We start from the raw sequence: 20,310 nt of genomic DNA, 5'->3' as shown, positions 1-20,310 counted from the left end.
CTCATCCCTCCTTCACCTGTTTCTCCGATTCTTCTGTCTCAAAGTACTCCTGCTCCTTCTGCGGACGCGTCCGCTGAGCAGACTTCCGTTTCAAACGCCAGTCATGATAGGCTCCAGCGATTCCACGCGGATAAAAAATAATCAATAAGGTTAAGAGTGGGCCGAAGATGAGCATCCGGTAATCCTGAAGAAACTGCAGCGACTGGGACAAGGCGACAATGAGGAAGGTTCCTACAATGGGACCTGCGAGTGTTCCGATACCGCCGACCAACAGATAGGTCAGCAGGTCAAAAATAATTGTAATATAACCAATGTCCGGACCGATGAAGCGGATGAAGGAAGCATATAAAGCCCCGGCAAGTCCGGCGAAAAACGCCGAGAGGACAAAAACCATCAGTTTATTTTTCATTGTAGATATGCCAAGGGTGCGGGCCAGGTCTTCACTGTTGCGGATCGCTATAAAAGTCCGGCCGGTCAAGGAATGGACGATCCGGTACATAACCAGAATCGTGAACAGAAGAAAAGCAAAAATTAAGTAGTATTGAGAAATCGGCGTCTGGAAGGATATGGGTCCGATATTGGAAGGTTCAGGGATGCCGATCAACCCGCGTACACCGCCGGTTAAGCTGTCCCATTTGTCGATGATGAGGTAGATGATATATCCGACACAAAGCGTATAGATGGCAAAAAAGTGCTCCCTCGTCCTTAAGGCAACGAGACCGACGACCAATCCGACAGCACTTGTGATTAAACAGGCCAGAATGAGCGCGAGCCAGTAGTTCATTCCTGTCTTGACCGTCAACAATCCCAACCCGTAGGCACCGACGGCAAAAAATCCAGCATGAGCCAGGGACAAATAACCGGTATAACCGGCCAGTAGATTCAAACCGTAAACAGCAATCATCCAAATAAAGGCGAGCGTTAAAATATGCAGAAAATAAGCGTTGGGCAGAACAAAGGGAAATAAAACGCCGGCAGCGATAAACCCTATGATCCATCCCCTGTTTTTCAGAAGTGAGACCAATTAAAAGCCCTCCCTTGAAAACAATCCTTTAGGCTTGATCGACAGAATGATCACAAGCATTAAAAAGGCGATGATATCCTTATAGTCATTGGAGATATACGTGGCTCCAAGACTTTCGGTAAACCCTAGAATGTACCCACCTAAAATAGCTCCGGGTACGCTGCCCATCCCACCAAGAATAATAATGACAAAAGCTTTCAAAATGACGAGATGCCCCATACCGGGAAATACAAGGTTGATGGGTGCGGATAAAGAAGCAGCAACAGCAGCCAGTCCCCCGGACAGCATGAACGTCAGCATGGCGACCCGGCTTGTGTTGATGCCGACAAGACTGGCGCCTTCGCGGTTCTGTGCCATAGCAATGATCGTGGAGCCGGCGTACGTCTTTTTCAAAAACAAATAAAGCAGAATCATGACGACGACAGCTCCAATATTAATGAGGACACGCTGCGTCGTTGCGGTCATTCCGAAAAGGTTGACGACCTGACCATATGGCGTTTCCATCGTACGGTAGTCTGCTCCCCAGATCAGCTGGGCAAAGGCTTCAAGAAACAATAGAATACCGATAGCCGCAATTTTGTCATGGATCGGCGGTGCATTACGAAGGGGGTGAAACACCAGTCTGTCCATTAACACACCAAGCAGACCGACAACAAGAACCGATACAGCCATCGCAATCCAGTAATGGATGCCCCACAAAAGCATCATCGTCAATGTTATGTACGCACCCAGCATGTATAGTGCGCCATGGGCAAAGTTCGGAATGTGAAGGATGCCGTACACAAGTGTCAGACCAAGCGCCACCAGACTGTAGACACTGCCAATCGTCAAACCATTAAACACCTGCTGAATGAAGATATCCATGGAACGTCCCCTTTACCTTCAATTTAAAAGCGGCCGGTCCCGGATTTTCCGGGACCGGGTGTTTTTATTCCAGTGGCCCCGTTTCTGCCTTCTGCCGTTCCTGTTCCTGAAGCTTGCGCCAGAGGATTTTCCCGCTGTTGGTCATCGGGAATGCCTCCACAAATTCCACCTTGCGTGGATATTTATAGGCAGCCATCTTTTCTTTGGCCCAGGAAATGATCGCATCTTCTGTGATCTCTCCTTCAACGCCGTCATTCAAAATGACAAATGCTTTGATTTCCTCTCCTTTTCTCGGATCAGGAACCCCGACGACACACGCCTGCTGGACTGCTGGATGATCGTAGAGCGCAGACTCGACTTCTGTCGGCCATACGTTGTAGCCGGATGCGTTGATCATCCGCTTCAGACGATCGACCATGAAAAAGTAGCCCTCTTCGTCATAGCGTCCAATATCTCCAGTTCTGAAAAAGGACTTCCCTTCAATATCGATAAACGCATGCTCGTTTTCATCCTCCCGGTTGTAATACCCGGTCATCACCTGGGGGCCATTGACGACAATTTCACCAATTTCCCCGACGCCCACTTCTTCAAGCGTCCCTGGGTCGATGATTCTGGAATCGACATCAAAGGAAGGGATGCCGAGGCACTGCATTTTCGGCCGCTCCTGCGGATTGAAGTGGGTCTGGGCGATCGTTTCTGAAAGTCCGTAGCCCTCCACAAATTCAAGGCCTGTCAGCTTGTACAATTTTTCGCCAAGTGCCTTCGGGAAAGCAGCGCCCCCTCCGGATATGCCATGAAGGGAAGCCATGTCCCCGGCCTGCAGTTCAGGGTTTGCCAGAAAATCCACAAGCATCGTACTGATCGTCACCCAGTGTGTACACTGCTCACTGCGCAGGAGCTGCCGGGCAGTTTCCCTGTTCCAACGCGTCATAAGTACCATTGTGCTTCCGCTGTAAATCGGCATGTGCATGCTGTGGACCATACCGGTGACGTGGAACAGTGGAAGCGTCCCGAGAGAGCGGGCATCCATCGTCACGCGCGACCAGTAATAGGCACCGAGTGTATTCGCCTGGACGGTCCTGTGGGTATGCATACAGCCTTTGGGAAGTCCGGTCGTTCCTGACGTATACGGCATGACGGCGAGATCATCGGCACTCGCCACGACGTCTCTGGCAGGCACATGCAGGGCAAGAGCCTCTGACCATACGTGAACGGCCTCTCTGGTATACACTTGTTTAGCAGCCGACACTTCCGGCGGCAGGTCCACGCTGCCGGATTCCTTCACATAGTCAGAGTAGGCCGCGGCTACAATAGATGACAGGGATGTCGATTCCAAGAGCGGTTCGATTACATCCATCAGTTCCTGACCAGCAAGGGCATGATTGATGGCACCATCTTTCACATAAAACTCCAGTTCATTCGTCTTCAGCATCGGGTTAATCGGTACAACGACCGCTCCCGCTCGTAAAATGGCATAATACCCGATAATGAACTGCGGAGAATTCTGCATGAACAACAAGACTTTATCACCCTTGTCCACGTTCAAATGAACTTGAAGGTATCCGGCAAGGCGGTCTACCTGCTCTTTCAATTCCCCGTAGGAAAGGCCTGTTCCATAATAGTGAATCGCTTCATGGGTTGGATAGCGCTCCGCGGACATACGCAGGTTATCGTAGAGTGTTGTTTCAGGAATCGTGAGTGTCTTCGTTAACGTCGGCCAGAAATCATAATGCTTGGTCAGCATGAGATCACTCCTCTTTAATGTAAGCGTTACCAAAAAATGTGGACAGACTACTTTATGAGCCAGCCTCCATCAACAAGAAGATCTGAACCTGTCATGTAAGAGGCTTCATCGGAGGCAGCAAAACAGATGACGCTGGCGATTTCCTCCGGCTGTCCGACTCTTCCAAGGGCTGTATTGCGATTGACAGCTTCTTCAAAGCGTTTGTTCTTCAGACCATCCGCCGTCATCGGGGTTTCAGCGAATCCCGGTGATACGGAATTGACGCGGATCCCTTTTTCAGCAAATTCAAGGGCAAGGGAGCGTGTAAAATGAATCACCGCCGCTTTCGATGAACTGTAATGCGGGATTTTCGCTCCTGCCTTATGGCCGGAAAGGGATGCCACATTGACGATGGCCCGTGCACCCTCCGAACCTTCCATCATAATTTTCCCAAGCGCCTTGGAGGTCAGAAACACACTTTTGACATTCGTTTCCTGAATCCTGTCCCATTCATCAGCACCAAGATCCATAATCGTCGCATTGCCCGATGTTCCCGCATTGTTCACAAGGATATGCAGATCCCCAAACGTTTCTTTGACGAAGGAAGCAAGTGCGCCTACTTGGTTCTCGCTTTTCACATCCGCCTGGAAAACAAAGACCTCTGCCCCTTCGTTTTCCAGAATGTCAGCGGCCACCCGCTCCAGTTTTTCCTTTGTCCGCCCGACAAGCACGACAGACGCTCCTTCACGGGCAAGCTTTTTGGCTGTCTGCTCCCCGATCCCACTGCCCGCTCCTGTTACAACGGCCACTTTGTTTGTAAAACGGCTCAAAGGTTCACCCCCTTTTTTACGTAATCCTCAAGCATCATCCGCCATTCCGACGGCAGGGCTTCGCTCTTCTGCCTTTCATAATTGAAATGGACAACCACCGCTTCCGATGCAGCTACAAGCTGGTCGGTGCCTTCAACATAAACGCGGTGGGAAAATGTGAAACTGGAGTTTCCAATTTTTGAAATCGTCGTTTCGATGAGCAGGTTCTGTCCGAAATAGGCCTGACTGATGAAATCACACTTCGTTGACGCGAGGATAAATCGGCCGAGCGTATTCTCCTGGGAGTGAAACAAGTCCCGAAAAAACTTTCCCCGCGCTTCCTCCAAATAAATGAAATAACTCGTGTTATTCACATGACCGGCCATATCCGTTTCAGAAAACCTGATCCCTACCGTGGTTTTATAAATCATCTCACACCATCCATTCCTACCAGTCAGTATGTGAATGCCGAAGCCTTACGAAAAAGGCTTGATCATTCCTTGGAGCTGATTCCATTTAAGATCATCGACAAGTATATGTTCGTCAGTTCTTCAGCCGACACTTCCCGGTCCGGGTCAAACCAGTAATAACTCCAGTTCGTCATTCCAAGGATTCCTCTTGTCACCATGTTCGGATCCAGACTGCTTTGGAAATCTCCCTTTTCGATTCCTTCTTCCACCAGCTGTTGGAGGTTGACGCGGAACTGGTCCCTTTTTTCTACAATCTGTTCTAAATAATCAGGGCCGAGGTTGCGCATTTCACGGAAAAAGATCCGTGCACTCTTCTTCCTGTACTTGATGCTGTCCAGCACCATGAAAATCATCGAGTGCAGTTTGTCCTTGGAATCCTGTTGGGTGTCGTTTAGAATTTTCTGCTGGTTTCCGAGCAGGAATTCAATGAAATCCAGATGGATATCTGTCAGCAGCTCCTGTTTATTTTTAAAGTAGTAATAAAATGTTCCTTTTGTCACGCCGATCTCCTCGACGATTTCCTGGAGAGACGTTTCGGTGAAGCCTTTTTTATCAAATAAATGAATACTTGTTTGAATGATTTCCTGTTTCATAGATACCGTGTCCTTTCATGTTGGGAAGTGATTTTATTATAACATCCCCGTTTTTTATGAAAGAGACCTTATTTTGCACGTTCCAGAATCATAGCTATTCCCTGCCCGCCGCCGATACAAGCCGTCACCAGCGCATAAGAGGATTTCTGCCGCTGCAGTTCATAAATGGCTTTTACTGCAAGGATTGCCCCGGTAGCGCCAAGCGGATGACCGTGGGCAATGGCACCCCCGTTCACATTCACTATATCCATATCCATGTTCAGCTCCGCCTGGCAGGCCAGCACCTGAGCAGCGAAAGCCTCGTTGATTTCGATGACGTCCATATCCTCCAGCGATAAGCCTGTCTTCTCCAGTACTTTCTTTACTGCCGGCACCGGACCGATGCCCATAAGGTTCGGGTCAACACCTGCAACCGTACAGCCGAGGACTTTAGCCATAGGAGAAGCTCCAATTTCCTCCGCTTTTACCTGAGACATGATCGTAAGAGCTGAAGCCGCATCATTTAACCCTGAGCTGTTGGCTGCCGTCACGGACCCTTCACTCCGAAAAGCCGGTGGAAGCTTCGCCATGCCCTCAAGCGTAGAGTTTGGGCGCGGGTGCTCATCTTTATCAAAAACCACCGGGTCCCCTTTTTTCACAGGGATGTGAAGGGGAACGATCTGTTCAGCAAAACGTCCGTCTTCTACAGCCGCCGCCATTCGCTCCTGACTCGTCTGTGCGAACTGATCCTGGGCTTCTCTGGAGATATGATAGTTTTCGGCCAGGTTTTCGGCTGTTATTCCCATTGGAGGATCCCCGATCTCCTCAGGTGAAAGCTGCGACCCTCTGAATTTCGGCGGGGACGGGCTGTAGGCCCGAGCAGGCTTATCCATCAAGTACGGCGCCCGACTCATACTCTCCGTTCCCCCTGCGACATAAATATCCCCATGCCCGGCTTCAATGGCCTGGGCAGCCAGGTGGATGGCATTCAAGCCCGACCCACACTGCCGGTCCACGGTCAGGCCGGGAAGCTCCATTGATAACCCGGACTGCAAAGCTGAAAGTCTCGCTATGTTTCCGCCACCGCTCAACACGTTTCCAAAGATGACGTCTTCAATATGCCCGGGGGATGCACCTGAACGATTGACGGCTTCTTTGATGACTTCGGCTCCAAGTACATGAGCCGGTATAGATGCCAGGGTCCCCCCTTGTCTGCCAATGGCTGTTCTGACGGCTGAAACAATGACGGCTTCACGGTTACTCATGAGCATCCTCCTTTTTTACATGGCATGCGATCCACCATCCACGATGATGACATCACCGGTGATGTGTTTCGCTGCTTTGGAACTTAAAAAAATGACCGCACCTTTTAAATCATCTTCACTTCCAAACTTCCGGAGCGGGGTGTTCTTCAAGAACGCCTCACTGCTGCGCTCCATAAGTACTTCTGACATTTTGGTCGGGAAAAACCCCGGCGCTATGGCATTGACGCGGATGCCCCGCGGCCCCCATTTCACAGCCAGATCCTTAGTAAAGGTTAAAACAGCACCCTTGCTGGAATTGTAGCCGATCGTATCCATATACTCCGGGTCCGATCCTTTCATGCCTGCGACAGAGGAGATGTTAATGATGGCCCCCTCCTCCTGCTCCAGCATGACACGACCGACCGCCTGTGACATGAGAAAGGTGCCGGTCACATTCACTTGGAATACTTTCTGCCACGCGCTCAGGGGCATGTCCTCGACAGGAGCCCCCCATGTGGCCCCGCTGTTGTTGACGAGAATGTCAATCTTCCCGAAGTGATCCATCGTTTTGTCCACGACTTTCTGAACAGAATCCGGGTCCGTCACATCACAGGCGAAGGCAAGAGAATCGCCTCCGTGCTCTTTTAGCCGCTCACTCACTTCCAGGCAGGGCTCATACTTTCTTGAACAAACGACCACATGGGCCCCGGATTCTGCCAGACCTTCGGCCATCTGTCTGCCCAGGCCCCGTCCACCGCCTGTTACGACAGCTACTTTACCTGTAAGATCGAACAGCTCACTGGCGTGCATGGACCGCATTCCTTCCATAGTCTTTGGCTAGTTCATATTTGGCGATCGCCCGGCGGTGGACTTCATCAGGCCCGTCCGCCAGTCGTAATGTACGGATGTTGGCCCAGTTCGCTGCCAGTTCAAAATCTCCGCTTACACCGGCCGCACCGAAGGCCTGTATGGCGCGGTCAATGACTTTCAACGCCATGTTCGGGGCCACCACCTTAATCATGGCAATTTCAGATTTAGCTTCCTTGTTGCCGACCGTATCCATCATGTAGGCCGCTTTTAATGTAAGCAGGCGAGCTTGTTCAATCTCAATCCGGGAATCTGCAATCCACTCCCGGACCACCCCTTGGTCAGCCAGCGGTTTTCCAAAAGCCTGCCTGCTTTGCACACGTTCACACATCAGCTCAAGCGCCCGCTCAGCTGCACCGATCGTACGCATACAGTGGTGAATCCGCCCCGGTCCAAGCCGGCCCTGGGCAATGGCAAATCCTTTCCCTTCATCCCACAGCAGATTGGAGGCCGGTACACGCACATCCTTGAATTCAATCTCCGCATGCCCATGTGGGGCATGATCATAGCCGAACACAGGAAGTAAGCGCTTTATCGTCACCCCTTCGGAATCCAGCGGTACGAGGATCATCGACTGCTGCTCATGACGCGCGGCATCCGGATCGTTTTTCCCCATAACAATACTGATTTTACAGCGGGGGTCCCCGGCACCTGACGACCACCATTTTGTCCCGTTAATGACGTACTCATCTCCGACTTTCGTGATACTCGTCTGCACGTTTGTAGCATCGGAAGAAGCGACATCCGGCTCTGTCATCGAAAAGCAGGAACGGATTTCCCCGCGCAGCAATGGCTCAAGCCACTGCTTTTTCTGCTCCTCTGTCCCGTAGCGGACGAGCACCTCCATATTGCCTGTATCCGGTGCAGCACAGTTGAACACTTCTGGTGCAATCGCCGAACGCCCTATAATCTCGCACAGCGGGGCATATTCCATATTGGTGAGCCCGGCCCCGTATTCACTTTCAGGGAGAAATAAGTTCCACAATCCCTCTTCTTTTGCCTTCGCTTTCAGTTCCTCCATAATCTTAGGAATTTCAGAAAAGCGGTCTTCCTTTTTCAATTGCTCCTCATACAAGGCTTCATTCGGATAGATGTGATCCTCCATGAATGTCGTCAGTTTCTCCTGCAGCTCTTTTACTTTCTCAGAATGCTCAAAATACATCGCTCTTCCCCCTTTATGTAGCTGAAGTTTCTAAATGCTTCCTAAATACCACATTTCCACGAATCACATCTTTTTCCTGCTGGTTTCTCGCATAGACATCAAATGTAATCATCGATTCCTCGTGGCTGACTACATCCGCATGCAGTGTCAGGACGTCGCCGACAAACACCATCCCCTGAAAACGGATGGAATAATCCTGGATAAATCCATCTTCATAAAAAGGAGTGAACAGCTTGGCAAGACTTCCCATCGTCCACATCCCATGTGCAATCACGCCGGGAAGCCCGGCTTTCTCCGCTTCTTCATCAATCGTATGAATCGGATTATAATCGCCGGATGCACCGGCATATTTGATTAAATCAAGTCTCGTTACCGCCGGAAGCGTCATGGTTTTCAGCTTATCTCCGGGCTGGACGCCGTACATTGGGTTCATACGTTCATCCCCTTTCTGACTGCTTCCGTAATGATCACAACCTGTTCTTCTGAAAAAATGAGCCGGCCGTCAATATCTTCGCCGTAACGCTTCACTTTAAGAAATCCCATATCACCGCTCCGGCCGCTCCGCTCATAATAATCGTCCACCTGGGCGTAACAATAAACATCTTCACCCACATAAAGCGGCCGGTTGTAGTGGTAGTGCTGCTCCCCGTGAATCAAGCCTTTTTCAGGGAGGTGGAGTCCCTCGATCCCACCATATTCAAACACCCGCGGAAAGGTAGGCGGAGCAATATTCCGCTGTACCGCTTCTTCATCGATAAACAACGGATGCGGGTCCCCGATGGCTTCTGCGAACTTCTTCACAGCGCTACGTTCAACGACGTTCTTTACCGGCGTCGATTTTTTTCCTACCGCTTCTTTAAACACGGACACCTCTCCTTTTCGTTACGTTCTTGGTCCACCTGCGACATAAATGACCTGGCCGTTGACAAAAGATGACGCTTCATCCGCAAAAAAAGCTGCGGTATGCGCTATATCCTCCGGCTTACCGCTTCGGCCGGAAGGAATCTGAGCCACACTGGCCTGGACAAGCTCATCAAAAGTAATCCCGATCCGGGCGGCCGTTGTTTTTGTCATATCGGTTTCAATAAATCCCGGAGCCACCGCATTGGCAGTCACGCCGTACTTGCCAAGCTCAATCGCCAGTGTCTTTGTGAAGCCCTGCAGACCGGCTTTAGCAGTCGCATAGTTCGCCTGACCACGGTTTCCGAGCGCAGAAGTCGAGGAAATGTTCACGATTCGGCCGTACTTCTGTTCCACCATATACGACTGAACGGCTCTGGCTGCATGAAAGGATCCTTTTAAATGGACATCCATCACGGTATCCCAGTCCTCATCCGTCATTTTGTAGAGCATATTATCACGGATGACACCGGCGTTGTTAATCAGAATATCGACCGATCCAAACCGCTCGTGGGTCTCCTTTACAGCATTTTCGACTTCTTTGTACTGTGTCACATCCGCTTTTTGGCAGAAGACTTCAAAGCCTTCGTCACGGAATTCTGCCTCCAGTTCCTGAAGCGCTTCCTCATTGACGTCAATGACGGCCACCTTCGCTCCGTTTTCTGCGAAATGGCGGGCTATACCTTTTCCGATACCACGGCTCCCACCGGTAATAAAAGCTGTCCTGTCTTTAAATCTCTCCCTCATCCTATACCTCCTCCATCAACCAATCTTCACATGGCCTTTTAATAGATTTCTGGATATGATCAACCGTTGAATCTCGTCTGTCCCGTCATAAATCCGCCACAGTCTTGCTTCCCTGTACCACCGTTCAATCGGCAGTTCCCGCGTATAGCCCATACCGCCGTGAATCTGCAGAACACGGTCGATCACATTGTTGCCCATGTTCGCTCCATACAGTTTGGCCATGGATGCGTAATGCCGGTTATCCTCACCTTGGTCCAACGTAAATGCCGCGTTTAGGACGAGCCATTTCGCTGCTTCCACCTCCACAGCTGAATCCGCAATCTGCCATTGAATCGCCTGCCGCTCCCCAATCGGTTTTCCGAAGGTTTCGCGTTCGTTCGCATAATCGATCGCCATGTTCAGCAGACGCTCGGCTGCACCAACCGCCCGTGCTCCGACGATCCAGCGGGCAAACCCGATCCACTCAAGACCGAGATCATACCCATGATCAATCTCTCCGAGGATGTTTTCTTCAGGAACCCGGACATTATCAAAAATGAGAGCTGCCGGACCCCATTCCCCCATCGTATGGATGTACTCTGATTCCCAGCCCATCGAACGATCCGCAATGAAACACGTAACCCCTTTTCGTCCATTCGATTCTTGATGAAGCTCTTTGTTGGTTACCGCAATGACCATTACAAAGTCTGCTTCATTTCCACCGGTGATGAATGTTTTCTCTCCATTGATCACCCAGTCACTGCCATCCTTCACCGCTGTTGTCCGAAGGTTCCTCGTATCCGATCCCGCCCCTGGTTCTGTCATCGCAAAACAGGATTTCTTCTCTCCCTGAATCGTCGGGATTAAGTACGTTTCCTTCTGCTTCTCATTTCCGTAATAAAGGATATTGTCGGCAGAACCGCCAAACTGGAAAGGCACAAACGTTCTTGCGACTTCCATTTGAACGATGGCCAGCATCATCTGCCCTAAATCTGCGCCGCCATAGTCAGCCGGTGTATTGATTCCCCAGAAGCCTGCTTCCTTCGCTTTCTGTTGTAGCTCTTCCATCTTTCCTTCCGGAAGGCTCGGCTTTCCTTCCCGTTCATTCCGAAGCACATCATTTTCCAGAGGTATTAGTTCCTTTTCCACAAATTTACGAATGGTTTTTCTCACCATTTCCTGTTCATCGGTCAAGCGTAAATGCATGTGATCAACCTCTTTCCTCACTGAGAGTTCACATACCTACCGGTGGGTATGTTACTTTTTATATTATTTTAAATTTTCTCAAAATACAACACCTTTCAGAAAATTACTGCAAAAATTATCCATACCTGTTTTTCCTTCTTCCCTGGGAAGTGCAGCTTAGAAAGAAAGCGAGCGAAGAATGTGCTGAAGAATTCAGGGATTTGAACAATAATGGTACTCAGTATGTTATAAATATTCTGAAGGATTTTTTTATAGACAGGAGAAAGATAGTTGTTAGAATATAAGATTTTCGGTAATGATCCAAATAAAGAGTATGTATTTCTCATTCACGGTATCGGGGGAAGTGCAAATATCTTCTTCCCTCAAATCAAAAGTTATCGAAACCATTTCAATGTGGTCGCCGTGCATTTAAGAGGGCACAAAAAATCTCCAAGCGTTCTTGACGTTGAAGATTTTTCATTTAATCGGGCAGCACGAGATGTTGTCGATGTCCTCGATGAGATCGGTATTCGCAAAGCCCATATGGTGGGAATATCACTGGGGGCCGTCGTTGCTCATCAAATCCTTGCCATTGCTCCCAATCGTGTCGAAACGGCTGTCCTTGGCGGAGTGATTACGAAAATCACACCACTGCCTAAACTGCTGCTGCTGATCGGCAGCATGGTGAAAAAGTTCGTGCCGCACATGTGGCTCTATACAATATTCGCTCACATCCTTATGCCACGTAAAAATCATCAGGAATCCAGAAATTCGTTTATTAAAGAGGCGGCCCAAATGAAAAGAAACGAATTCCTCGGCTGGTATGACATCGCTCCGACCGTCAGAGGTACGTTTACAACTGCGGTTGAACCAGCGGCCCATGTTCCGAAGCTTTACATGATGGGGGAAGGAGATCATATGTTCATCGATCATGTATGGGAGGATATCGAAGGGCTTCCTAACGCTGACTTTATTGAAGTGAAGGGATCCGGACACGTCGTAAACCTGGATGCTCCCCACACGTTCAACCAATATTCGTTGTCTTTTATGAAGTCTAAAGGGGCTGAAACCACAGGTCCTTTTGAAGTAAATGGCACAAAAATTCGCTTATAGGGAAGGTTCTAGCCTTCACTTCATGAGACAGACCTAATATTTGCGCCTCAAGTCCTAAGGGGACCTCTGCTCATATTTTGTACAAGGATCCATACATGTTAGGAAATTCACCTGAATACTATAATTCATTGGAGGTGACATTTCATGGAACAAAACGACAAGGAGCAGCTGGAGGCAGCATTCACCCCTTTTCGCAAAGATGCGACGATGAAAACCCAAGAAATCAACGAAGCAATAAGAAAGAACCTGCCTTGGGGTAGACTGAAAATTGAACAGGAGTGGGCCACACGAAGTGTGTTGAAAAACGTCCCCTTTCCCGTGATCAAACCAGAGGATTCACTTCTTCCTGTTTGGGATTTAAAGCGCTATGAATTTCTGCTTAAAGAAAAACTCCCTTCATCCGTGAATCCGAAATTATGGTACCAGGGAAAACTGAATTTGAATGCAGGACTTTTCCAAGTGACAGAAAACATTTATCAGGTGAGAGGCTTTGACCTTGCTAATTTAAGTATTATTCGCGGAAAGACAGGCTGGATTGTGTTAGATTGTCTTACAAGCAAAGAAACAGCAGAAGCCGCCTTTGAATTAATTGACAGCTATTTTGGCAGATTCCCGGTTAGTGCGATCATTTTTTCTCATTCACACGTGGATCATTATGGCGGTGTGGATGGAGTTCTCAATAGGGGAACAACAAATGATGTGAAAATTTTTGCACCAAATGGATTTTTAAGTGCAGCGCTGGAAGAAAACGTGACCGCAGGCATGGCCATGTCGAGGCGAGGATTTTATATGTATGGAGAGGTGCTGCCCCGCGGGGAAAAAGGTCAAGTAGACAGCGGCATCGGAAAATATGTATCCACTGGTGTGGTGACTCTAATCAACTCCGCTCAAGAAATCTCCCCCCTCAAGGATGAACCCTATGTCGAGAAAGTCATCGATGGCGTAAGAGTGAAATTCCAGATCACCCCGGATACAGAAGCTCCGGCTGAAATGAACACCTATTTCCCTGAAGAAAAGAGTCTCTGTATTGGAGAGAACTGTACAGCTTCGCTTCATAACATCTATACATTACGTGGAGCTGAAGTGCGTGACCCCGTAGCCTGGGCTAAATATATCCAGCAGGCCATTGATCTTTTTGGAGAAAGCATGACATCTGTATTTGAAGTGCATAATTGGCCGAGGCACGGAAGAGAATACTGTATCGATTATATGGAAAAACAGCGGGACATGTACCAATATATTAATGATCAAACACTTAGGTTGATCAATCAAGGCTACACCATCGATCAAGTAGGAAGGATGGTAACCTTCCCTGAAAGTATAAAAGACGAGTGGTTCAACAGTTCTTTTTACGGCACTGTCAACCACAACTCTAAAGCGGTGTACCAAAAATATATGGGCTGGTATAACGGCAATCCAGTCGATTTAAACAAGCTCCTCCCGGAAGAGTCCTCCAAAAAATATGTGGATTATATGGGCGGAGAGGATGAAGTCATCAAGAAAGCTAAAGAAAGCTTTAGAGAAGGCGATTACCAATGGGTTGCGGAAGTTACCAAGCATGTCATCTTCGCAAACCCATCCAATAAGAAAGCCAAATACCTTTGTGCGGACGCTTTGGAGCAGCTTGGCTACATCGCAGAATCCGGTCCGTGGCGAAATGAATATTTGATGGGGGCCCAAGAACTGCGTTATGGAATTATTCCGATCCAACAGTCTACCATCACAACAGAGGTTCTCGATATTATGACACTGGAACAAGTGTTGAACATGTTAAGCATACGTATAAACGGGTTGATCGCTGGAGACTATGATTTTAAATTAAACTTCATTATTCTGGATCGGGAGGGAAAAGCTTTAACGGAAATCAAACGAGGCATCTTTCGTTACTTATCAAATGAATTACAAGAGGATCAAGTGAAAGTCATCATGAACAAAGAAACGTTATATGAGTTAGCCACCACCAACAACCGCCCTTCCCCTTCTTCCATTAAAGTCATAGGAGATATCAAGAAATGGCATCAATTCTTATGGGCTCTTGATCAGATTGACACAGATTTCCCTATTATGACTCCATTAAAACAAAAAAAGAATTAACTTCGACTTAAAACCAAGTACTGTCGCTCACAATAGTACTTGGTTTATTACAGTTTTGTACCAAAATTGGAAATGGTCTTTTGAAATTGCTCCACTAGTTCATTAACTTCAGCCTATTTTTTTAGATTTTCAGTCTATCATAACTGTATGAACTGGGTGTATATAGTTACTAGGACGAACAGGGAGAACTCTTATTTGCCGAGAAGGTTCCACTCATCTTTTCTCCGGTTATCATATTCCTCGAACTGCTTGAACCTGGTGAATCCTTTTTATAAACAATTCCTCACGATACCCGCCTCCCCCACTTTATTATTGAAAAAGTATTGAGCACAGGCATCTTCCAGATAACAGGAATGTCCGAGCCTCCCCTTCCATAGATTTAGAGAGAAGAAGGGAGGTAATTTCAATAATTGAGTGGAGTGTTAGCATTGCAGCGGTCGGGTTTATTTGTCTCGTCATCTTTTTAATCTTCACATTACGAAAACTCATGGCCACACTGACTGAAACCAAAGAGACGCTGTCTGACGCTCGAAAATCAGTCAACAGCATTACAGATGAGGCTGAAGAACTGATCCACGAAGCCAACAAAATTTCAGCTGATGTAAAAGGAAAAATGGAAGCCGTTGATCCCTTAATTGATTCCGTTCACGATATGGGCGATATGATACACGATGTAACAAGTTCAATAAAACGAACGGCTCTGCAAAAGGAAGACAGGAAAACAAATGATTCAAAGGATAAACAAAAAAGCAAACCGGTACAAATTAAATTGAAATAAGTAAAACGAAATCGCTGCCTATACGTCTATAGATACCATAAAAAGTCAAATGGAAGCAGTACCACCTGCTTCTCATCGCCGGTGTTTGGATTTTCCAAAGAAAACAGGAAGACCAAGTTCAACCATATGAATAAAACCACGCCAAATCGGCGTGGTTTTTTGATTACGATTTTCCAAATTCTTTTTCAAGCGAATCCAGGATCTCTTCCAGACTTTTATCTATACTCGCTTCGACAGCAGCAAGATAAGCCCCTTCCAGTATCGGGTGGGCGACAAGTTTGATTTGATCGGACTCTCTGACTTCAATGGCCATCTCAGCATTCATCCGTGCACTGCCGAGGTCATAAAAAACGATGGTGCTTTCAGCTTTTTTTGTGACCTTCTCCAAAGCGGTCTGGATCTTTTCAAAGCTTGTGCCAAGCTCTCCCTCATCCGTGCCTCCTGCGGCTTCGATTGGAAGATCACCGACAACCTGATGAATAAGATCTTTTACACCCTCCGCCACCTTCTCACTATGCGAGACTAGTAGAATTCCTACAGCCATCAGCCTTCCTCCTTCAGCGCCTCAGCAAGGCTCACAAATAAGTAATAGGAAGAAACGGCACCAGGATCCAAATGTCCTTTGGAACGCTCTTTCAAGTAGGAGGCTCTCCCTTTTGTAGCGGTTAGATCTTTCGTCGCTTCCATAGCCTTCTGAGCGGTTTCTTCTACAATCGCTGCATCAAATCCGCTGCTCTTCACTTCCTCAAGAACAGGAACCCACACATCGAGCATCGTTTTTTCTCCGGTTTCTGCTTTTCCCCGCTGTTTGATCCCGTCAATCGCGGCTTCAAACATTTCCGCAAAAACATCCCCTTCGACGTTTTTTCCTTTAGCGGCCATGGACATTTTCAATAAGGCTGTCCCATATAACGGGCCCGAAGCTCCGCCAACCTTGGACATCACCGTCATAGCGGCCTTTTTCAACACGTCTGCTGATGTCTCAAACGTTTCTGCCTCCACTGCCTTGGCAGCTTCAGCGAATCCTCTTGCCATATTGATTCCGTGATCACCGTCACCAATCTTCCTGTCCAGGGATGTTAAGTAGTCTTTTTGATCCTGGAGATGCTGATTGTAGTGTGTGATCCATGCTGCCGTTTGATTGACATTCATCTGAAACACTCCTTTATATACGGAAAGCCGGTGCTTGACTTGGGGCATCCAGCAGTTCTTTCAATTGGTCGTCCACTTTCAGAACCGTAATCGAACATCCGGCCATTTCAAGAGACGTCATATATTCTCCTACGAACGTATGAGAAACGGTGACACTCTTCTCGGCCAGCAGTTCATGCACTTTACGGTTCACGATGTAAAGTTCCATTTCCGGTGTCGCTCCCATGCCGTTCACCATGACGGCGACTTCGTCGTTTCCGTTCAATTCGAGTTCAGGAAGAATGCGCTCGACCATCTCGTCTGTGATCTCGTCTGCGGATACGAGAGGCTTTTTCTCTATGCCCGGTTCGCCGTGGATTCCGATTCCCATTTCGATTTCCTTATCGCCGAGTTCGAAGCTTTCTTCCCCTGAAGACGGCATGATACATGGACTTAGTGCGACACCCATCGTGCGTACGTGTTGAACCACTTTTTCTGCCGTCTGTTTCACTTCTTCAAGTGATGCTCCCGTCTCAGCCATTGCGCCTGCCAATTTATGAACGAAAACCGTTCCTGCCACTCCACGCCGTCCTGTAGTAAAAGAACTGTCTTCTACGGCAACATCGTCATTAACAACGACTTGATCCACTTGAATCCCTTCTGCTTCGGCGAGTTCAGCAGCCATTTCAAAGTTCATCACATCACCGGTGTAGTTTTTAATAACAAGCAGCACGCCTTTTCCGCTGTCTACAGCTTTGATCGCTTCGAAGACCTGGTCAGGGGTGGGCGATGTAAAAACTTCACCGGAGACAGCTGCATCCAGCATGCCTTCCCCGACATACCCGGCGTGGGCCGGCTCATGTCCGCTTCCGCCTCCACTGACAATACCGACTTTCCCGGAAACGGGCGCATTTTTCCTCGCAACAACAGTTGTATTCTCCACCCTTTTCACAGAAGAAGAATGAGCAGCGACAAATCCATCAAGCATTTCTGTAATCACAAGATTTGGATCGTTGATTAATTTTTTCATCGATTTTCCCCTCGCTTTATAAGAATGGGCACCTCTGATAATCAGAGGTACCCTTCATTTGATTACTTGAATTTACGAGTCGCTTCTACAGCTTTCTTCCATCCGCTGTAAAGCTCCTCCTGTTCATCTGCATCCATCTGACCTGTAAAGGTACGGTCGTTTTCAGAATGCTGCTTGATCTCTTCTTTGTCTTTCCAGTAGCCAACAGCCAGACCTGCCAGGAAGGCAGCACCAAGAGCGGTCGTTTCCTGGACGATTGGACGCTCAACCGGTACACCAAGGATGTCACTTTGGAACTGCATCAGGAAGTCATTCTTCACAGCTCCACCATCGACACGCAGAGATTTCAAATCAATGCCGGAGTCAGCAATCATCGCATCCAGAACATCTTTCGTCTGATAAGCGAGAGACTCAAGTGTGGCACGGATGAAGTGGGCTTTTGTCGTTCCACGTGTCAATCCGAACATGGCACCACGGGCATCACTATCCCAGTAAGGTGTTCCAAGACCAACGAAGGCGGGTACAAGATAAACACCGTCGGAAGATTCTACAGACGTTGCATACCCTTCGGATTCCGGAGCGCTTTCAATCATTTTCAGGCCGTCACGAAGCCACTGAATCGCAGATCCGGCAACGAAAATACTTCCTTCAAGCGCGTATTCCACCTTACCATCAAGGCCCCAGGCAAGCGTTGTCAAAAGACCGTGCTCAGAAGCAACGCCTTCTTCACCTGTATTCATCAACATGAAGCAGCCCGTACCGTAAGTATTTTTGGCCATGCCTTTTTCAAAGCAGGCTTGTCCGAATAATGCTGCCTGCTGATCTCCAGCTATACCGGCAATTGGAACCTCGTGACCGAAGAAGTGATAATCAACCGTCTGCGCATACACTTCGGAAGAAGGCTTCACTTCCGGCAGCATGGATTTTGGTACTCCAAGGATGTCCAGCAGTTCGTCGTCCCACTGCAGGTCATAGATGTTGTACATCAATGTACGGGAAGCGTTGGAATAATCGGTAATATGCGTTTTTCCACCGGAAAGCTTATAAACAAGCCATGTGTCGATCGTCCCGAACATGAGATCGCCGTTTTCCGCTTTTTCTTTTGCTCCGTCGACATGATCAAGAATCCACTTCACTTTCGTTCCAGAGAAGTACGGGTCAAGCAGAAGACCCGTTTTACTGCGGAACAGCTCATTATGACCGGCTGCACGAAGCTCTTTACAGATGCCTTCGGTCTGACGGGACTGCCAGACAACCGCATGATAGATCGGCTTCCCGGTATTCCGGTCCCACACCACTGCCGTTTCACGCTGGTTGGTAATGCCGATTCCGGCAATCTGTGACGGCTCAACATCCGCTTTTCTCAAAACATCCGCGATACAGGCGAGGACAGATGTCCAGATTTCATTCGCATCATGCTCTACCCAGCCCGGCTTCGGAAAGAATTGTTCAAATTCCTTCTGTCCCGTTTCGACGATATTTCCCGCTTTGTTAAAAAGAATGGCTCTTGAGCTTGTTGTTCCCTGATCAATGGATAAGATATACTGTTCTGACATTCAAACCCTCTCCTTTTCGTTTCAGCTGATTTTTTCTTCTACTTGATTACCTAATGTCTTCCCCTTTTTAATCTCTGCATTAGCTGCTCCAATCAGGATGACCGCCATCACGACAGACATCAGCCAGAAGCCCGCAGAGAAATCAGACATAAACATGGCCCGGTAGAATAGTGCACCATAGATACCGCCTAAAATCGGTCCGACAACCGGTATCCAGGAGTAACCCCAGTCTGATCCGCCTTTTCCAGGAATCGGAAGCAGTGCATGGGCAATACGGGGGCCAAGGTCACGGGCAGGGTTGATCGCATACCCTGTCGCTCCACCAAGCGACATACCGATCGCGATGATCAACGCACCTACAATCAGTGGATTCAATCCTTCTGTAAATTCGTTGGCACCGATAAATAAAAGACCCATAATAAGGACAAATGTTCCAATAATTTCACTTACAAGGTTGGAAAAAGGACTGCGTACGGCTGGATCAGTAGCAAACACCGCCAGTTTGGCTCCCTGATCTTTCGTTTCTCTCCAGTGTGGCAGGTAGTTCAGGAATACGACAGCCGCCCCGATCATAGCTCCGATCATTTGAGCAGATACATAAAGGGGAACCTTCGTCCAAGGAAACTCACCAATCACTGCGAAGCTGATCGTTACAGCCGGGTTGATGTGAGCCCCTGTAAAGCTGCCGACGGCGTAAACGCCCATCGTAACAGCCAGACCCCAGGCAATGGTTATGACGACCCAGCCTGACCCTTCTGCTTTTGTATTCTTAAGAACGACCCCTCCAACAACACCGCCACCAAAGATGATCAGAATCATCGTTCCAATCAGTTCAGCTAAGAATTCGGACATGTTGTTCACCTCTTCTTTCTCAATTTTCAAGGGGCATGTGTCCAAAAAAAGACCCGCACTAAGGTGCATACGAATGAGGCTGTATGCAAAATAGTGTGGGTCTCCATATCTCCGCCACATGCTTAACTTGTTACTAATACTATAGCGCTTTCTGAAAACGCTGTCAACATATATTCACAAAAAACAACATAGATTGATAGGATTTTGGTC

21 protein-coding genes are annotated in these 20,310 nt (G+C 48.3%); 3 read left to right on the top strand and 18 right to left on the bottom strand.

What is annotated here, in order from left to right; genetic code table 11:
• Position 1 precedes the first annotated feature (1 nt).
• The 13 genes from H615_RS0109715 to H615_RS0109655 all read right to left on the bottom strand — a co-directional run bounded on the left by H615_RS0109715 (position 2) and on the right by H615_RS0109655 (position 11,567).
• Positions 2 to 1,024 carry a branched-chain amino acid ABC transporter permease gene (locus tag H615_RS0109715; protein WP_027954965.1) on the bottom strand — a complete coding sequence of 341 codons (1,023 nt, stop codon included), beginning with the start codon at positions 1,022 to 1,024 and terminating at the stop codon, positions 2 to 4.
• The gene (locus tag H615_RS0109710; protein WP_027954964.1) at positions 1,025 to 1,888 is read right to left on the bottom strand and encodes a branched-chain amino acid ABC transporter permease; all 864 of its coding nucleotides are present in this window, start codon (positions 1,886 to 1,888) and stop codon (positions 1,025 to 1,027) included. It abuts the gene before it with no gap.
• 64 nt (positions 1,889 to 1,952) lie between these two features.
• Positions 1,953 to 3,632: a long-chain fatty acid--CoA ligase gene (locus H615_RS0109705; protein WP_027954963.1), complete on the bottom strand. Its 1,680-nt coding sequence runs from the start codon at positions 3,630 to 3,632 to the stop codon at positions 1,953 to 1,955.
• Between the two features lie 47 nt (positions 3,633 to 3,679).
• A complete protein-coding gene (locus H615_RS0109700) occupies positions 3,680 to 4,441 on the bottom strand; it encodes an SDR family NAD(P)-dependent oxidoreductase (RefSeq protein WP_027954962.1) in 762 nt (253 codons plus the stop codon).
• Entirely contained in the window at positions 4,438 to 4,851 is a 414-nt protein-coding gene (locus H615_RS0109695; RefSeq protein ID WP_035531805.1) for an acyl-CoA thioesterase, read from the bottom strand. Before H615_RS0109695 ends, H615_RS0109700 begins: the two co-directional genes overlap by 4 nt.
• Before the next feature lie 62 nt (positions 4,852 to 4,913).
• The gene (locus H615_RS0109690; protein WP_027954960.1) at positions 4,914 to 5,483 is read right to left on the bottom strand and encodes a TetR/AcrR family transcriptional regulator; all 570 of its coding nucleotides are present in this window, start codon (positions 5,481 to 5,483) and stop codon (positions 4,914 to 4,916) included.
• Positions 5,484 to 5,551: 68 nt separating this feature from the next.
• The gene (locus tag H615_RS0109685; protein ID WP_027954959.1) at positions 5,552 to 6,727 is read right to left on the bottom strand and encodes a thiolase family protein; all 1,176 of its coding nucleotides are present in this window, start codon (positions 6,725 to 6,727) and stop codon (positions 5,552 to 5,554) included.
• Between the two features lie 15 nt (positions 6,728 to 6,742).
• Entirely contained in the window at positions 6,743 to 7,516 is a 774-nt protein-coding gene (locus H615_RS0109680; RefSeq protein WP_027954958.1) for an SDR family oxidoreductase, read from the bottom strand.
• On the bottom strand, positions 7,503 to 8,735 hold the full coding sequence (locus H615_RS0109675) for an acyl-CoA dehydrogenase (protein ID WP_027954957.1): 1,233 nt from the start codon (positions 8,733 to 8,735) through the stop codon (positions 7,503 to 7,505). The genes H615_RS0109680 and H615_RS0109675 overlap by 14 nt, the downstream gene beginning before the upstream one ends.
• A 13-nt stretch (positions 8,736 to 8,748) precedes the next feature.
• Complete coding sequence (locus H615_RS0109670) at positions 8,749 to 9,168, bottom strand: MaoC/PaaZ C-terminal domain-containing protein (RefSeq protein ID WP_027954956.1); 420 nt, start codon at positions 9,166 to 9,168, stop codon at positions 8,749 to 8,751.
• Entirely contained in the window at positions 9,165 to 9,599 is a 435-nt protein-coding gene (locus tag H615_RS0109665; protein ID WP_027954955.1) for a MaoC family dehydratase N-terminal domain-containing protein, read from the bottom strand. The genes H615_RS0109670 and H615_RS0109665 overlap by 4 nt, the downstream gene beginning before the upstream one ends.
• An 18-nt stretch (positions 9,600 to 9,617) precedes the next feature.
• Positions 9,618 to 10,382, bottom strand: a complete 765-nt coding sequence (gene fabG / locus H615_RS0109660; protein ID WP_027954954.1) for a 3-oxoacyl-ACP reductase FabG — start codon at positions 10,380 to 10,382, stop codon at positions 9,618 to 9,620.
• A 15-nt stretch (positions 10,383 to 10,397) separates the two neighbouring features.
• Entirely contained in the window at positions 10,398 to 11,567 is a 1,170-nt protein-coding gene (locus H615_RS0109655) for an acyl-CoA dehydrogenase family protein (protein ID WP_027954953.1), read from the bottom strand.
• 270 nt (positions 11,568 to 11,837) lie between these two features.
• Here H615_RS0109655 and H615_RS21185 point away from each other — a divergent pair, with 270 nt between their 5' ends.
• The 3 genes from H615_RS21185 to H615_RS22070 all read left to right on the top strand — a co-directional run bounded on the left by H615_RS21185 (position 11,838) and on the right by H615_RS22070 (position 15,531).
• The gene (locus H615_RS21185) at positions 11,838 to 12,659 is read left to right on the top strand and encodes an alpha/beta fold hydrolase (protein WP_051254657.1); all 822 of its coding nucleotides are present in this window, start codon (positions 11,838 to 11,840) and stop codon (positions 12,657 to 12,659) included.
• Positions 12,660 to 12,803: 144 nt separating this feature from the next.
• Positions 12,804 to 14,753, top strand: a complete 1,950-nt coding sequence (locus H615_RS0109645; protein ID WP_051254656.1) for an alkyl/aryl-sulfatase — start codon at positions 12,804 to 12,806, stop codon at positions 14,751 to 14,753.
• Positions 14,754 to 15,075: 322 nt separating this feature from the next.
• Positions 15,076 to 15,531, top strand: coding sequence for a DUF948 domain-containing protein (locus H615_RS22070; RefSeq protein ID WP_084163087.1), 456 nt, complete (start codon positions 15,076 to 15,078; stop codon positions 15,529 to 15,531).
• Between the two features lie 163 nt (positions 15,532 to 15,694).
• On the opposite strand, the gene dhaM is transcribed toward H615_RS22070, so the two are convergent.
• The 5 genes from dhaM to H615_RS0109615 form a co-directional block, all read right to left on the bottom strand.
• Positions 15,695 to 16,075: a dihydroxyacetone kinase phosphoryl donor subunit DhaM gene (gene dhaM / locus H615_RS0109635; RefSeq protein WP_027954950.1), complete on the bottom strand. Its 381-nt coding sequence runs from the start codon at positions 16,073 to 16,075 to the stop codon at positions 15,695 to 15,697.
• Positions 16,075 to 16,683 carry a dihydroxyacetone kinase subunit DhaL gene (dhaL, locus tag H615_RS0109630; protein ID WP_035531801.1) on the bottom strand — a complete coding sequence of 203 codons (609 nt, stop codon included), beginning with the start codon at positions 16,681 to 16,683 and terminating at the stop codon, positions 16,075 to 16,077. The genes dhaM and dhaL overlap by 1 nt, the downstream gene beginning before the upstream one ends.
• A gap of 13 nt (positions 16,684 to 16,696) precedes the next feature.
• Complete coding sequence (gene dhaK, locus H615_RS0109625) at positions 16,697 to 17,692, bottom strand: dihydroxyacetone kinase subunit DhaK (protein WP_027954948.1); 996 nt, start codon at positions 17,690 to 17,692, stop codon at positions 16,697 to 16,699.
• Positions 17,693 to 17,754: 62 nt separating this feature from the next.
• Positions 17,755 to 19,248, bottom strand: coding sequence for a glycerol kinase GlpK (gene glpK, locus H615_RS0109620; RefSeq protein WP_027954947.1), 1,494 nt, complete (start codon positions 19,246 to 19,248; stop codon positions 17,755 to 17,757).
• A 21-nt stretch (positions 19,249 to 19,269) separates the two neighbouring features.
• Positions 19,270 to 20,169 (bottom strand): MIP/aquaporin family protein, encoded by a 900-nt coding sequence (locus tag H615_RS0109615; RefSeq protein WP_277988094.1) that lies wholly within the window; start codon positions 20,167 to 20,169, stop codon positions 19,270 to 19,272.
• Between the last annotated feature and the right edge of the window lie 141 nt (positions 20,170 to 20,310).

Source organism: Halobacillus kuroshimensis DSM 18393 (assembly GCF_000425705.1).
GTDB classification, from domain to species: domain Bacteria; phylum Bacillota; class Bacilli; order Bacillales; family Halobacillaceae; genus Halobacillus; species Halobacillus kuroshimensis.
Note: the sequence above shows the minus strand (reverse complement) of the source record. Positions and strands in the feature narration are given on the sequence as shown.

What these genes read in the sequence shown, in the direction of transcription:
- H615_RS0109710 (WP_027954964.1), bottom strand. Translation starts at nt 1,888, where the DNA reads ATGGATATCTTCATTCAGCAGGTGTTTAATGGTTTGACGATTGGCAGT.
- H615_RS0109705 (WP_027954963.1), bottom strand. Translation starts at nt 3,632, where the DNA reads ATGCTGACCAAGCATTATGATTTCTGGCCGACGTTAACGAAGACACTC.
- H615_RS0109695 (WP_035531805.1), bottom strand. Translation starts at nt 4,851, where the DNA reads ATGATTTATAAAACCACGGTAGGGATCAGGTTTTCTGAAACGGATATG.
- H615_RS0109690 (WP_027954960.1), bottom strand. Translation starts at nt 5,483, where the DNA reads ATGAAACAGGAAATCATTCAAACAAGTATTCATTTATTTGATAAAAAA.
- H615_RS0109685 (WP_027954959.1), bottom strand. Translation starts at nt 6,727, where the DNA reads ATGAGTAACCGTGAAGCCGTCATTGTTTCAGCCGTCAGAACAGCCATT.
- H615_RS0109680 (WP_027954958.1), bottom strand. Translation starts at nt 7,516, where the DNA reads ATGCACGCCAGTGAGCTGTTCGATCTTACAGGTAAAGTAGCTGTCGTA.
- H615_RS0109675 (WP_027954957.1), bottom strand. Translation starts at nt 8,735, where the DNA reads ATGTATTTTGAGCATTCTGAGAAAGTAAAAGAGCTGCAGGAGAAACTG.
- H615_RS0109670 (WP_027954956.1), bottom strand. Translation starts at nt 9,168, where the DNA reads ATGAACCCAATGTACGGCGTCCAGCCCGGAGATAAGCTGAAAACCATG.
- fabG (WP_027954954.1), bottom strand. Translation starts at nt 10,382, where the DNA reads ATGAGGGAGAGATTTAAAGACAGGACAGCTTTTATTACCGGTGGGAGC.
- H615_RS0109655 (WP_027954953.1), bottom strand. Translation starts at nt 11,567, where the DNA reads ATGCATTTACGCTTGACCGATGAACAGGAAATGGTGAGAAAAACCATT.
- H615_RS0109645 (WP_051254656.1), top strand. Translation starts at nt 12,804, where the DNA reads ATGGAACAAAACGACAAGGAGCAGCTGGAGGCAGCATTCACCCCTTTT.
- dhaM (WP_027954950.1), bottom strand. Translation starts at nt 16,075, where the DNA reads ATGGCTGTAGGAATTCTACTAGTCTCGCATAGTGAGAAGGTGGCGGAG.
- dhaL (WP_035531801.1), bottom strand. Translation starts at nt 16,683, where the DNA reads ATGAATGTCAATCAAACGGCAGCATGGATCACACACTACAATCAGCAT.
- dhaK (WP_027954948.1), bottom strand. Translation starts at nt 17,692, where the DNA reads ATGAAAAAATTAATCAACGATCCAAATCTTGTGATTACAGAAATGCTT.
- glpK (WP_027954947.1), bottom strand. Translation starts at nt 19,248, where the DNA reads ATGTCAGAACAGTATATCTTATCCATTGATCAGGGAACAACAAGCTCA.
- H615_RS0109615 (WP_277988094.1), bottom strand. Translation starts at nt 20,169, where the DNA reads ATGCACCTTAGTGCGGGTCTTTTTTTGGACACATGCCCCTTGAAAATT.